The sequence below is a fragment of the Pseudomonas sp. ACN5 genome (assembly GCF_002303975.1).
Taxonomy (GTDB): domain Bacteria; phylum Pseudomonadota; class Gammaproteobacteria; order Pseudomonadales; family Pseudomonadaceae; genus Aquipseudomonas; species Aquipseudomonas laurylsulfatiphila.
In genome coordinates this window covers 520,742-535,422 of sequence record NZ_MRCP01000001.1, presented here as the reverse complement: position 1 = coordinate 535,422, position 14,681 = coordinate 520,742, and the positions used below count along the sequence as shown (strand labels likewise).

Annotated in this window: 9 protein-coding genes and 3 pseudogenes; 4 read left to right on the top strand and 8 right to left on the bottom strand. The window is 50.0% G+C overall.

Annotated elements, in window-relative coordinates; translation table 11 throughout:
- Positions 1–91: 91 nt before the first annotated feature.
- From hspB to BSF40_RS33430, 5 genes are all read right to left on the bottom strand, one after another.
- Positions 92–1,273, bottom strand: a complete 1,182-nt coding sequence (gene hspB / locus BSF40_RS02560) for a 6-hydroxy-3-succinoylpyridine 3-monooxygenase HspB (RefSeq protein WP_013973865.1) — start codon at positions 1,271–1,273, stop codon at positions 92–94.
- 546 nt (positions 1,274–1,819) lie between these two features.
- Entirely contained in the window at positions 1,820–3,910 is a 2,091-nt protein-coding gene (locus tag BSF40_RS02555; protein WP_095963984.1) for a methyl-accepting chemotaxis protein, read from the bottom strand.
- A 587-nt stretch (positions 3,911–4,497) separates the two neighbouring features.
- Complete coding sequence (locus BSF40_RS02550; RefSeq protein WP_046816057.1) at positions 4,498–5,454, bottom strand: radical SAM protein; 957 nt, start codon at positions 5,452–5,454, stop codon at positions 4,498–4,500.
- Entirely contained in the window at positions 5,444–6,424 is a 981-nt protein-coding gene (locus tag BSF40_RS02545) for an XdhC family protein (RefSeq protein WP_024087615.1), read from the bottom strand. Before BSF40_RS02545 ends, BSF40_RS02550 begins: the two co-directional genes overlap by 11 nt.
- 966 nt (positions 6,425–7,390) lie before the next feature.
- The gene (locus tag BSF40_RS33430) at positions 7,391–7,858 is read right to left on the bottom strand and encodes an FAD-dependent oxidoreductase (RefSeq protein WP_327127016.1); all 468 of its coding nucleotides are present in this window, start codon (positions 7,856–7,858) and stop codon (positions 7,391–7,393) included.
- Between BSF40_RS33430 and BSF40_RS02540 the strand changes: the two genes are divergently transcribed.
- A complete protein-coding gene (locus BSF40_RS02540; RefSeq protein ID WP_135846678.1) occupies positions 7,739–8,032 on the top strand; it encodes a hypothetical protein in 294 nt (97 codons plus the stop codon). The two genes, BSF40_RS33430 and BSF40_RS02540, sit on opposite strands and share 120 nt — an antisense overlap.
- Before the next feature lie 312 nt (positions 8,033–8,344).
- Here BSF40_RS02540 and BSF40_RS31430 read toward each other — a convergent pair whose 3' ends face one another.
- Entirely contained in the window at positions 8,345–8,563 is a 219-nt protein-coding gene (locus BSF40_RS31430; RefSeq protein WP_052760631.1) for a hypothetical protein, read from the bottom strand.
- Positions 8,564–8,669: 106 nt separating this feature from the next.
- Here BSF40_RS31430 and istA point away from each other — a divergent pair.
- The 3 pseudogenes from istA to BSF40_RS33420 form a co-directional block, all read left to right on the top strand.
- Positions 8,670–10,106 (top strand): annotated as a pseudogene (gene istA / locus BSF40_RS02535) (IS21 family transposase).
- A gap of 3 nt (positions 10,107–10,109) precedes the next feature.
- Positions 10,110–10,900: pseudogene (gene istB, locus BSF40_RS33425) on the top strand (IS21-like element helper ATPase IstB).
- Between the two features lie 215 nt (positions 10,901–11,115).
- Positions 11,116–11,244: pseudogene (locus BSF40_RS33420) on the top strand (hypothetical protein); the annotation flags it as partial.
- Between the two features lie 289 nt (positions 11,245–11,533).
- Here the strand turns inward: BSF40_RS33420 and BSF40_RS02525 are convergent.
- A complete protein-coding gene (locus BSF40_RS02525; protein WP_095963983.1) occupies positions 11,534–12,799 on the bottom strand; it encodes an OprD family porin in 1,266 nt (421 codons plus the stop codon).
- A gap of 494 nt (positions 12,800–13,293) precedes the next feature.
- Positions 13,294–14,628: an MFS transporter gene (locus BSF40_RS02520; protein ID WP_095963982.1), complete on the bottom strand. Its 1,335-nt coding sequence runs from the start codon at positions 14,626–14,628 to the stop codon at positions 13,294–13,296.
- Between the last annotated feature and the right edge of the window lie 53 nt (positions 14,629–14,681).

Genomic DNA, 14,681 nt, shown 5'->3' with positions numbered 1-14,681 from the left:
CATTGAAACCTTGCTTCATCAACAGATGACAGGCTCGCAAAATTTTATTATTGAACTATAGCAATCAGAATCCCACCAACTAATCAGCCGTCTACAGAAAGGTTTCCATAGTCTCTGGAAAACGTAAAGCATCGCGCATCCTATCTATATCCTTTGAAATGCTTCTAGTGTTGTTTACCCAGTCATTTTTTCCTTCACCAGGCTTCTGATGATATAAATTACGCAAATTGTCGCTTGCTCTAGGTGATACCAGTTCAATAAATTTCCGTCGGCGGTCGGCTTCGAACACGTCGAGAATGTCTTCACTACGACCGTCGTGTATGACCTGATTCAACACCGATGTTAGTGCAAAGGCGTCGAACATGCCCCCCGTCAAACCAAGCCCTCCAGTTGGGTTGGTTACGTGTGCAGCATCACCTATAAGGATCACACGACCATTGCGCATTCTATCCGTAACGCGCTGGTGCATTCTATATGGTGAGAAGGCGACTACTTCGTATGGATCGTTCGTCGGCAACAACTCTTTAAACACTTGATCGATGCGCCCACGAATGCCTTCCATAGGCAAGTTCGGATCTTCCATGAAAGTGACCCGCCATAGAGAATCAGCATCGATATTGCATATTACAGATCCATACACGTCGTCCACTTGCATAGTAGTTTTTCCAAAACCAAGCTTGTCAAAGTCGAACCTGGTATTTGTAGCTACATATCGTTGCGGCCAAGTTATGCCAAAGAAATTTTGATTCAAAACCTCTCGACGCACGAAGCTATTAGCGCCATCAGCTCCGATTAACCAATCCCCTTCGACAATCACGCCCGGCGACTCGCCCCCAAGAACTACCCGAACAGACCGCGGGCCCACTTCGCAATCAACGACTGGCGATGAGTATCGCACTTCAACATTCGGCAAGGCTTTGAGATGCTCGATTAGTATCCTGGAAAGCTTGTCCTGACCCAAATGCAGCGCGTAAGGCAATTCAACATCGCCCTCAAGACAACTGAGGTCCCAGAAGATCATTTCACTGGTAGAGTGAACGCGCCATGCAAAATTCTGCCTCATTAAACCAGCCGCGACGCAGTCATCAAGCACGCCCAACCGCTTCAGGTGTGGCAGTACCGGAAAATGATAAACGAGCGCGCGCGGACTATCGCTGGGTTGGCTCTCAGCTTCCAGCACCACCACATTTGTCCCCGCCTTTGCTAGGCCCAAGGCAGTCAGCAGCCCTACCGGCCCCCCTCCTACGATAATTACGCGCTGTTTCATGCTCATTGTGCTTCCTCATTTTTTGGGCGAATGCCTTGTTATGCGCTTAGGCGTGGGCACTTAAGGGCGCCGACACCTTGGGCTCCAGACGATACAGAATAATTATATGGCTGTACATATAGTTGTCAACTCAAAACTGATGTAGTCATCGGTGCGCTCACCGCCTTACCTCACGGCATGACCAGCGCGCCGATCCGGGCGCAGCCTTGACCGAAAGATGGAGCGGTAGCGCGACTTCAAACCCACCTTGCTAGGCCTCGCGTCGAGCGCCTCTGGCGAAGCTATGAAGGCAACCGACGTGACACGCTCTTGATCAGCGACAAGAAGAGTAATCGCAGTGACGCCGGTCACACGACGGTCCCGGATGTAGCAAATAATCACCTAGGGGGTGCTGGCCACCCACTTATACCTGCAAGATTTTGAAGAACGTCTAATGCACCTATCACCCTCCCAGTTTCGACTGGCGGTTTCGTTCGCACGCCCTTAGGGCTTCGATCTCGTATCGAATAGATAAATCGGCAACACACCACCATCGTTACTGCCCAACGCCACTTAATATTTAAACTGCTTTATTAATAGCCTTTGCTGAGTACTCAGCTTGGTAAGCCCCGCACTCACAGAGGCACTGTTCTGCGCCTCTCGCGCCACCTCTGCAGCAGCACTATTAATACTCTCAATGTTCCTGCTAATATCTTCAGCGACCATACTTTGTTCTTCAGCCGCACTAGCGATTTGTAAATTCATATCATTAATAAGCGATACAGCAACCGCTATACTACTTAACGCCGTAGTCGTATCGTCGGAGTGGCGAATGCTCTCATTCATTCGACTACCGCTATGCTCCATAGCCACTACAACCTCTCGAATACCTATATTCAGCTTCTCAACCATAGCGTTGATTTCCAACGTAGAACTTTGAGTCTTCATTGCAAGACTTCTAACTTCGTCCGCAACGACAGCAAAACCCCGACCTTGCTCTCCGGCCCGAGCTGCTTCGATTGCAGCATTTAACGCCAACAAGTTTGTTTGCCCTGCTATAGTCTGAATACTGTGGAGTATTTTGTTGATCTCAGAACTTCCCGCAGCCAGTGCTTGGACCATGTCAGAAGCATGAACCAGATCCTCTTGAAGCTTTTGCGTAGCTAGAGCGCTTGCTAACACAACAGCCTGACCTGACCTTACAGATTGGTCAGCATTGTTTGCTGCATCGGCGGCCCTACCTGCACTTTGAGATACTTCGTGAGCAGTAGCAGCCATTTCCTGGGCCGCCGCCGCGATAAGCTCGACTGCTTCCAGTTGCTTTTCTACTTTGGTCACAGTTACGTCAGAGTTTGCGCGCATAGTGTTCGCAGTATCAGCGATATCCGCAGTAAGCGAAGCAACTTGACCTATCAAAAGCCTAAGCTTGACTAAGAAATTATTGAATCCAGCACCGATTGCACCTAGTTCATCACGACGATCAATGTTCAGAGAGCGTGTCAGGTCCCCCTCACCATCAGCGATATCTGAAAGTCGATTTGCTGCTTGCTTAAGCGGGCGCCCAACTCCTAAGCTGATGAACCACAACAGGCAAACGCCTACCACTGCGACAAATGTACTAATCAACGCCATTGCTCGAAGATCCCGCACGCTATTACTCACCAGTTCCTGCTGCAAATCCCACGCCTGCTTCATGACAACTTCAAGCGGAATTTTCACAAATAACGTCCAAGATAATCCCGAATCAGTGACCTCTAAGGGCATAGACAACTTGACAACCCCAGCTTTTTCATCAACCTCGTAACGTACAAATTGGTTTTTAGCAGTTTGTAATAAAGAGATATCATCTGGAGAAAGAATATTAGAGGCGAGCTTCCCCATTTCTTCCTCATTAGCTGTGCTTGCCACAATACGATTGTTTGCTGACAGCAAGGTCATGGTTCCTACGCCCTTATAAAGAGCACTATTGCTTTCAACCAACAGACGCTGAATAAACGATAACGGTACGTCGACTCCCGCCACACCAAAGAAAGCATTATCTATGATAATCGGAACCGTAAAAGAGGAAAGTAATTCTTTTTTACCTGACCCCATGTCATATACAGCTGGATCAGTAACACATGGCAACTTTCTTTCTTTAGCGCAAAGATAATATTCACCTTCCCGATCCCCAGTCCCCGTCTTGGTGCGACTATCAACAGAGGGGGCGGCCATAATTTTCACCTGTTGTTTGGCGTCACGGTACCAAGTGGTTAGAAATCTACCTGAGCCATCGTAACCATTTGATACTTCGCCTGAATAAAGCGCATCTTCATTGTCAAATGCTCCAGGTTCCCAAGCAAGGTAGACACTTGACAGGTCCGAGTTCGCAATCAGCATCTCTTTAATCAAGTTGGAAAGATGCTCCCTAGATAAGGTTGCAAGAGGATCACCTGAGGGATTTTTCTTTCCTAGCAAAGAGTTAGTTACGGCGAGATCTTTTGCCACTTGTAGTGATGATTTAAGTTTGGCGCTTATTTCGGTCGCTTTGGATTTTGCAAGATTGGTGAGTTCCGCCTGAGCCTTGTCCGCAGCCAAAATGTTTGTAGCCTTTTTAATCTCCTCGGTATTGGTTTTGCCAAACAAAAAACTTAAGCCTAACAACGTTGCTATAATTAACACCATTGCCACTCCCGACTGAGCGACAAAAAAAGTCTGAACTGATCTAAACTTTATCACCCTTCACCCCCGCACCTTTATGGTAGCCATCGCTTATGTTAGCTGATCACTTCTTCTACAAATCATTACCTATCGGATACGGAATTTTTTTGTCGACACCGAAGAACAAGGAGTAACCTCTATAGCAATGTAGATGAACCCATTAAAATAAATAGGCAATCCATTCTTACGATAGACTCTACAGAGCAATAGAACCGCAATCGAAGCACCAACCATCCAAGTCTAAAGCTTTGAAATAACCACTTGTGAAGGAGACCAGAAGCGAGAAGTTCCGACGCCATCAACTGTTTATCTATAGCAAACGCCTGTAAAAATTGGTCATTCAAATCATTGTGATTCAGATACGTTTTAATCGCTAAGAACTGACGGGGCCTGCTGTATTGAATACGACGTTGCCGTTGATAGAAACAATGCACATTATAACTTTCGCTCGTTTGCAGTGCGCGTGTTGTCGCGAGCGGTTGAAAAGACTTAAACTAGAGTAAGTTACACCACAAACCGGTCCCGCAAGATTCCTTCTGTCGCTATGTCGATCAACCACCGATTAATTTCATCAACAGAATATCGCCAGTAAGCTCCTGCCTCTGCTTATCCGCCAAGGCACGTTTAGATGACTCTCTAATCGCCGTCAACGCCTCATTCTTGGGTAGATCCAGTAGGCTGCAAAAATAACGGCTGCGACTAAACGAAAGGCATCTATAAAGCCAGCCTGTTGAGGTAAGTCGTAGGCAAGTGCAACTGACGCAGAACGGAGCGCTCTCATTTGCGATTATGCCAAAGCAACCTCGACCAGGGATCTCGGAACGCTGCGTAGTGGCATCCGTCGTACCTGCTAATGGTGCGAAGAAATGCCTCTGCGATACAAGAGCAAGGATCTTTTGCATACCAATGAATTGCTGCGAAAAGGACTCGCAATCGCTCGCTAGATGCCCCATCCGTATTAGCTCGATAAAACGTAGCCCAGCTCCCAGGGCGAGGCAGAAGTCAAGCAGAATTTGCTCGTAGTTATGTCCACGCATGGGGACAATGTTAATCTTTAACTGCAGTCCAGCGCCGAGTGCCTTTTCGATGCCACTGAGCACCTCACTCAAATCCCCTCCACGGGCGATACGACGAAAGTCTCGTGGATTGAGGGTCTCCAGCGAGACGTTGATGCGCTTAATTGCGGCGTCGCGCAACATGCCAACCTTACGAGACAGTAATTGATCATTATTGGTCAGTGACACGCCCTCAAAGTCAAGAGACCCGAGTGCCACTTCCAAGCGATCAAACAGCGGACTGATCGAAGGCTTACCCCCAGCGAGACGCAAGGTACGTAGGTCATGAACCTGCTTAAGGTACTCCACTGCTGTCAAAAATTTTTCAAGCGGCAGAGCACCGTTTTCAGAACGCAAGCGCGCGCAATTGCAGGCACTGATCGAACTTAGCTGGAGGCTGCGAAATCGCCTGCCTCGTATATCTACAATCCGATAGGAAGCCTCAGAGCTCATCGCGCGGCCGTGCCCGGTATACGCGAATAATATCGGCCATCGCAGCCAACGCAATTTCAGCAGGGGTCTTGCTACCCAGCGCCAAACCAATAGGCATATGCAAGCGGGCGATATCCGCCTCACTCAACCCCCCAGAGCGTCGCAGTCGCTGAGCTCGGACTGCTGAAGTGCGTACAGATCCCATAACACCGATATAAAATGCTGGCGTACGTACCGCTTCGATAATGGCAAGGTCGTCAATACGGGGGTCGTGGGTTAATGCCACGACGGCTGTGGCTTGATGACAACCGTTGGCAGCAATGAATTGTGAGGGCAGTTGTTTGCGAACCTCAATGCCAGACACGTTGAAACCTATGTGAGCCTCCTCTCGCGGATCACAGACTATAACCTCAAAACCTAGAGTACGCGCAAAGTCTGCGCAGACCACAGAAACAGGCGAGATACCGGCAATTATAAGACGAATAGATGGACCGAATCGGATCTGCAGAGACATACCATCCGGCCCCTCAATCACGCGAGGACCCAAACCAACATCCTCACTCAAGTGTACTTTACCGTCGCGCAAATCAACGTGGCGAGTCACGCGGAGCTGCCCTCGCAAAGTTGCAAGTAAACACTCCATTTGAGACCAACTTTCAGGGACAGCCGAAAAACGCTCCACCAAAACTTTGAGGATGCCGCCACATGGCAGTGATATCCGTGGACCTTGTGGTCCTGAAGAGTCACCATAGCGCAGAATAGTTGTTGGATGATTAAACTCACCAGCTTGAAGTCGCTCGATAAAATCTTCTTCGACACAACCACCCGACAAGGAACCAATATGCCCGCCATCTCGCCGCGCGACTAACATCGATCCGGGTTCGCGCGGTGACGAGCCAAAAGTACCCAAGACAGTGCACAGCCACACAACCTCCCCCGCAAGAGACCAAGCTAACGCATGCTCAATAACCTGTAGATCAATATGCTGCATAGCTCTGCGCCCCATCTTACTAAATTACCAGTTCGATACTCACCCTACCTCTCCGCGGGAAGACATGTGCTAACAATCAAATATTTAAGCAACATGAAACGGCAACGACGCTCGCAACGCGGCAACACAGCTGCCACCACCTCGACCAGATAACGCACGCAATAGGATGATAAATATGCGCCAATAACTTACTGCACCTACGCCTGACGTATCAGCAATGTTGTTAGATAGCGCAATCAATGCATCTTTTAATGTTTATGTTTTATCCTCTAGATAAATCTTACCAAAACCTTAATATACCATTTCCTATAAAATCTCTCATCAACTGGAAAGAATCGGTATTAATAACTATTGGTATCTGATAACCACTATGACAGACCATGAGAATCTCGAATTGACAATAGATGTCATTTACATTGACTCTACGCGCCAATTAACTGCTACTTATCCTTTTATGCACAGACGCACTCATCTTAAACACTCAAGCTAGATGATATCGGCATCACCGGTACACCGATTCTGCTAAATTACAGGAACCATAACGGGCGCTGCACTGGATCCCCCCCGGGGAGATCGTCACTCCTCAAACTCTACTCGCAACGGCAGTCACCAGATTTAGGGCATGATCACGAAACTCTTGCGCACGGTTTCGCGGATATCCCAGACGCCGTGACAGTTCACAGGAAACAACAATGCGTCACCCACGTGACGTTCAATGGCTGGCCTCCGCCCGGATGAAAATGCAATGACTGGCAATAAAATGACTAAACTCACGCGCCAGCACCTTGCAAAGCCAGCGCTTAGGCGATCACTCCCAGATACCGGCCTGCAGGCCGACTGGCCCCTCTCCAGCATGGGTGTCGGTGCTCATCACAGGTTTGTCGATGGTCACTTACCGGGCCAGCGACAGGAAGGACCAAATCGGCGGTACTCGCTAATACAATCGGTTGCAGCATGACCCTTTCTTTATTCTAACGATTCTTGTCTTCCAGCCCCGCCGACTCCAGGCCAGCGACCGCAGGGTCCAGTCGAACGAGGCTGCGACTGTCCGCTTCTGCCGCCTCCTTGCGCTGCATTGCGCACCATCAATCCGCCGGCAGGGTGGAAACAGTTTCGGTTTACGACCGACCAATCCGCAGTGGCCTCACTCACCTCCAGCCCTAGCGCCAGGCTGGCGAGAATGCGTCCGCCCAGACGGCTCGGCCCCACGCCATTGCCGCTCCAACCAATGCCGTACTCTATGTTCGTCGCTCCCTTCAGGTGACCAACCACCGGAAGGCTATCGAACGTTCGATCGACGGGACCGCACCACGAATGAGTGATCGTCACGTTACTGAGATGCGTATAAGGACGTCGAAAATCCTGTTTGATGTCTTGGCTGAGTTGAATATTATCGTCGTAGCTAGCATATATCCGGCTGCCGTAGCCGATCATCCGGGTGCCTTTACCGAACGCAATTCACCCGTCCTGGGTGGTGCGGTAGTAATCGACCATCAGTTGCGAATCGGTAATGGCCTCCTCGCCTATCCAGCCAATCGCTTCCAAACTTTCGGGAATAGGCGCGATATCGATTATCGTTCCAGTTACTGGCAAGACGGTGCGGCGTAGCGCAGGGGATCGCCGCCGCCAACACGTTGTTCTCCAGCACGACGTTCTAAGTTGTGAGCTGTCCTCTTGTTACCTGCAGCACGGCAGGCTCGCCACGCTCCAGACCAATTAAGGCGTGTTCGCGAAATCTTTGCACCATGCTCCAGCGCCACACGGCGTAGCCCGCGTACCAACCGCGCCGGGCGCGCGGTGGCATTACTGATTTCCAACACGCCTTCCAGATGCATTGGCGAGTGCGACGGGCGATTTCGCGGTTGGACAAGGGCATGGACAGGGCTTCGCCGAGTCGCTGGCAGGTCTGCAAAACGTCCTTCATGCACCCCGCAGGGCATCGCTGGTAGCCGTTGACGACCAGCCAGCCCGTCGGAAGTGAGCGTATATCCCATGGGCCTCGCAGAACTCCTCGATTTCACCAATGGCCGCAGCCGAGCCGCGTGCCAGGCGCACCGCTTCGCCTTCGCTGTTGCCGCTGAGCGAGAACTGACCCAGTAAAGGCTTTTCTGCCGACTGAAAACTGACCCAGGTGTTCAACTGCTCCTGCTCACTTTCCGTGTATGAGAATACGGGGTGATCAGCATGGGAAATGTTGGAAAAAACCCGGCGGATGTACTTCCGCGGCGGGCTCTCGCTGCACTAGATAGCCAAGCGTACCGGGTTGTCGAGAAACACTATCCGAAAATGGATCAAAGCGCCCGAAGCTACTCGGCCAGCGTACCAGCGGTGCTCGACCTTCAACAACCTCAGCCCTTTCCACGACACGTTGGAACAGATGCTGACAGTCGATTCGTTCGGAGCAAAGCACAATCGCAGAAGTGCGAAAGCACTTTTTGAGCAGGTCAACACCGAGGGTTATGAAGGCTGCTATAGGCAGCTCACGGCGTTTGTAAGCTCTTGGCGAGGTGAGCAAGGCAAGTCTTTACGAGCTATTAGCACCGCTGACGTTTGCGCTCGGTGAAGCCTTTCAATTTGACTGGAGCGAAGAAGGGCTGCTGATCGGTGGTCTGTTTCAAAGAAACCAGGTCTCCCACATGAAGCTGTGCGCCAATCGCGCATTCCGGTTGGTTGCGTACCCGCCAAGGTCACGAGATGCTGGTCGATGCCCATATACGCTCGTTCGGAGCGTTAGGTGGCGTGCCGCGTCGCGGCATCTACGACAACCTGAAAACGGTTGTCGATGACGTCTATAAAGGCAAGGGCCGCATAGTCAATGCTCGGTTTTCCGGGATACCCGCGCACTACCTGTTCGATCCGGATTTCTGCAACGTAGTCTCTGGATGGGAAAAGGGCATTGTCGAAAATAACGTTTAAGACGGTCGCCGGCGCATTTGGCTTGACACTCAAAACTGCATGCTCCACACCTTTGAGGAACTGAGTGCCTGGCTCGGCCCACGCTGTCGTGCGCCCTAGAAAGAGCTGCTGCATCCGCTTTACAACGGGCTGACGGTGGCGGAAGTTTTGGAGCTGGAGCGCGTCGAAATGATGCCGATGCCGACCGCCTTTGATGGCTTCGTAGAGCGCACCGTGAGGGTCTCCAGCACCTGCCTCATCAGTGTCGCACGAAATCGCCACTCGGTGTCTTGTGAGCAAGTCGGCCAGTGAGTGAGCAGCCGTCTTTACACATCCCGGATCGTGGTCATCGCCGATGACATGATGATCGCCAGCCACGAGCGTCTCTTTGATCGAGATCAGGTCAGTTTTGACTGGCAGCATTACATCCCACTCATCGAGCGCAGCCGGGTGCACTGCGCAATGGCGCACCGTTTACCTATCTGCCCCAGCCGTTGCGGCTTTTAAAACGGGACCTGAGACTTCATAGCAACGGTGAACGAATCATGACGCAGGTGCACACTGCCGCGCCCATCGCCGGTCTTGATCCGGTGCTAGTAGCGTAGAACTGGTGCTTGACTCGGGAAGTCTGAGCGCCGATCACATCTTAAATGTTCTCGTCCGGCTCACCGCTACTGCACAGCCGCCTTCCGTAGAAACCAGCCTGCAACTCAGGGTGGGTCCCGTTGCCAACACGGCCCGATCTGACCAATTCCGTACAACAGATGAGGAGAGCCGCAATGCGTGATTGATGGCAGAACTTAAAGAACTGCGTCTACGTGGCATAGCTCAAGCTTGGGAAGAGTTGGAGGCGAAGGGAGAAGCTTCGACGGCATCCTCGAAATGGCTGCTTGAGCATCTACTCCAACAGGAGCAGGCAGATCGCGCCGTGCGCTCTGTGAATCATCAGATGAACGTGCCAAAGCTTCCCATGTACCTTGATTTAGCTAACTTTGACTTCAGCGTTTCTAGGGATGATTGTCTTTCTGGTCAAGGAGTTATCCTACCAGAAGGTTAGGGAGCCAGCGTAAAAATGTGGTCTTCATCGGCCGGCCTTGAACAAGGAAAAGACACCTGACCAGTGCCTTGGTTGTGTCAGGAAAAACGACGCATAAGAACGAGTAGGGTTCTTCTCCACGGTGGTTCTGGTCAATCTGCTGGAGCGTCAAAAGTAAGATGGTAAGGCAGGCCGAATCGCCCAAAAGCTACTTCGCACAAACCTGATGATACTCGATGAGCTTGGGTACTTGCCTTCAGCCAAAATGGTGGCGCATTGTTATTTCACCTGCTTTCCAAGCTGTACGAACACACCAGCGTGGTCATCACCACCAACTCAATTTCTCGGAATGGTCGAGTGTGTTGGCTGACGCCAAGATGACCACAGCGTTACTGGACCAGCTTACACACCACTGCTACATCGTCCAAACGCGCAACGAGCCCTACCGCCTGCAACACAGCACCTTGGCAGACCAGACAAAGTTCAAATCGCGTGAACGAAAGCGCAAGAATGCAGAGGATATCGAGGACGACGCACCGTTCTGACCGGCACCATAAATACCCTGCTGCATGCCTACATGCGGTCGGGCTTGATCAGCCTTCAAGCGGAACACGACTGCTAAGCTTATCCACAATTGTTGGGGCAAAAATCAGCAATCCGCCCCGGGTCATTTTTCAATCGGCAGTGTGGGTCAGCTTTCAATCACCGCCTACAGTGTATGCTCCCTAGAGGAGGCTATTGCCTATAGGCCAATGATGCCGATTTTGGTCTGGATGCGACGATCTTTACCTCGAGCCTCGAATCGGCCACGCGTGCGGCCACTGAGATCGACAGGGGCCATGTATGGATCATACGACCCGATCAAAGACAATGTCGCAGCTCCATTTAGGGGTAGAAAAATATCCGGGTTGGGGTGTGAATTAGGTCAGGACGGTATTCATCCCTATACTGACGTAAGACACGTGCATATGCAGTTTAAGCCCACAGAACAAATCGGGTAGTACCCGTACACCCGTCCGGATTTGATCGATAAGCGACTGCGTCGCGTGATCCTTCATACGACGCGCTCACTCCTCCGGTCATACCACCTGCGGACTTATTGACATGGCGGCCACATTCATTAACGCTTCAATCTTACTGCCCGCATTGTAACTCCGATTGCTCCATATGTCAGATCATCAGTAAAGAGACACAGTGTAACTTAGAATCAAACGATTTTCGTCAAAGTCATTTGCGAAGTTGTTACGTACTGTAGCGTTGCGCCATTTCAACATGAGGTTCTTCAAAGGCCCTTGCTGGACAACATAAACTATATCCATATTCCGTTCCCACTCCTTCCCCTCAGCAAGCCCTGTGCCTTGGTCGATGTTAGTACCTCTGATATACCGAGTCATAAATGTCAGGCCCGGTACTCCAACGGAAGCAAAATCGAAATCGTAGCGCGCTTGCCAAGAAAACTCATCTTTACTTGCAAAGTCACCTATCTGAACGTAGTTCACCAAAAAAGCACCTGCACCATTGAGATAGGCGTAGCCAGTGTCCCCACTCATCCTTTGATAACCCAAACCAAGAATGTGACCGCTCAGCGAGTAGGAAAGCATTGCACCGAAAGCCCTATTATCAACATTGCTCCCGCCGTCATCAGTCGAATATGCATAACGAAGATCGGACTTCAGTGACTGATTGGAGGCAATAGGAAGTACGTAGGTCATGTTGATAATATGCTGTTTATAAAGTTTTTCTAGCTCTCCATAGTTGTATGCAGTTGTGAGACCACTATGCCATTTGTAAGACACACCACCAAAACTGAAGTCTTCCCCCTGATTGCGGTTACTACCAAATTTGAAGTTACGCCTACCCCCAACAGAATTTAGACTCAAGTCCTGGAAGTCGCTAGAGTCCTGTTGATTGACCTTTCTAATTTGACCCACATCGAAATTTAGCCCCGCTATTTCCTGGGAGTTAACGTGCCCCCCAAGGAAATTCTGAGGTAAAAGGCGGGAGTCATTTGCAGTTACGGTCGGCAGCCGAGGCATCAAGCCGCCGAGTTTGACCGCTGTTTTGGAAATTTTCGCTTTCAACGTGACGGTTGTCTCTGAATATCCACCAGGACCATCGTCTCCGAATTTACTGGGCAGCAAATTAGTGCCGGCCCGCTCGTCTGAAGAGTCAAGTTTTAAACCGAGACCAGCATAAGCATCCAAACCGAAGCCGACGGCTCCAGAGGTATATCCGGATTCCGCCTTGAGGATAAATCCCTGCGCCCATTCTTCGCGTTTTGATTGCTGTGCATCCATAGTATCATGCAGATCACGATTAAAGTAAAAGTTGCGCGCTTCGACACTAGCTTTGCTATCTTTTATTAGTTCAGCGCTGGCAATCTGACTTGTAATCAAACCCGGAGTACAGATAGATGTTACGAGTGCCATGGAGTAAGTTTTCATTATTGTTTTCTCCAGAATTATCAGCAGTAAATCAGAGCAAAGAAGTTTAAACAGCTAATTATCATGCAAGCATCGAATCACTTCCATTCACTCAACAACGCCTCCGCTACGACCGCACCCGAAGACCATATCAAACGAATTGAGGAGAGCTGAGGTGAATTGGCGTGGGAGACGCTTATTCATATAAAAAGCACGAAACACCGCATGATACTTCTCTACAAATTCAATATTTCAGAGCATTAAATTATTAACAACCGAAATAGAGAACAAGACACGCCACCAAGCACCACACCCTTTCCTCATAGAGAATAGCGAAACCCTTATGCAAACTGGACTCCATCATTAATCGACACAAAGAGCTTAGTCAAAGAAACTGCCAGGCAACTTGTTTATATTTAAATAAGTGCAAGATAGGACCGAGTGCACCGCCCCATCCTGACTCATCACCATTTCGTACGGGACAGCAACTTAAGTCATTTCAGCACAAGTCACTATTAGTTAACGTCCCGCAAATCAATACCCTTAGTTTCGCGCCAAGTCGCGACGACAGCAGCAGCCACCAGAACTATTGTGATTACGTAAATGTTAAATACCCACCCGCGATCTGATCCAGAAAGCCAAGAGTTTAGATAAGGTGCAGTACCTCCGAAAACCGCTACCCCGATAGACAATGCCCCCCCCATAACACGTGCTCGATATCGAGTGGGAATTTGCTCAGTTATGGTGGCTGGCATTGTTCCCCCTATGCAAGCCACAAGCGCCAACATCCCGCCTTGTGCAACGAATAGCGTCCAGCCCTGATTCGTGATCATGGCCATCGCTGGGAAGGTCAATAACGCAACAGCTACGAAGTAAAACAGGGTGACTGGCTTACGTCCCACGCGGTCAGATACATATCCCCAAAATGGCACCCCGACGATATAGACCACCTGGGCAAGTACTGTAGCCACGAAGGCGTCACCGGAATCCATACCTCGCTGGGTGATGGCAATGACTACTGCATAGCCTGTCCAGATATAAAACGGAATACCCACTCCCGCTTGATAGAAAAAAATTCCAAGTGAACGCTGGAGTATCTTCTTATTTGACCACTCGACCACCCTGGCAGCCCCTGGGCTTACAGGATCAGACTTCTTGGCATAATCTTCTAGGACTTCACTTTCAATCATATTCCTTCGTAAAAAAAGGACAATTACGGTTAACGTAGCTCCTAAATAGAAGGGGATACGCCAACCCCACATGCTCATATCTTCAGGGGATATAATGTGAGTAAGAAAAGCGCCTACCAATGAAGCCAAGAGACTACCCATACCAGCGAAAAAATACATACTACTGGACCATAAGCCACGCCGCCCTTTAGGTGCAATTTCAGCCAGGTAGGTGTAAGAAGCTGTAGCCTCACCCCCGTGTGCAAAGCCCTGGAGCAATCTGGCAGATAAAATAATAAACGACGCAACACCCCCAATTGATGCATACGATGGTGCAACTGCGATGACAAGGCTGCCGATCCCCATAAGCAGCATCGAGATAAGGAGCACCGCTTTGCGGCCTCGAGAATCCGAAAGGGTGCCAAATACAATCCCGCCTAGCGGCCGTGAAATAAACCCGACAGCGAATATAGCCAACGTTCCTAATAGCGCTGAGGCGGGATCTCTAGGATCAAACATAGCTTTTGCGATATAGGACGCGAAAATCGCGTAAATTGTCCAATCAAACCACTCCAGACAATTTCCAAGACCGGTCGCTATCATCGAGCGCTTCCGTAACACACTCCCGAGTTTATAATCGAACTCAGACCCACCGCTATTCAGTGTAGTTGTAACAGTCATGATGCTGCTCCGCTTCTTATTGGTATTGGTTTCGCAGAAATTTTTTTAGATAT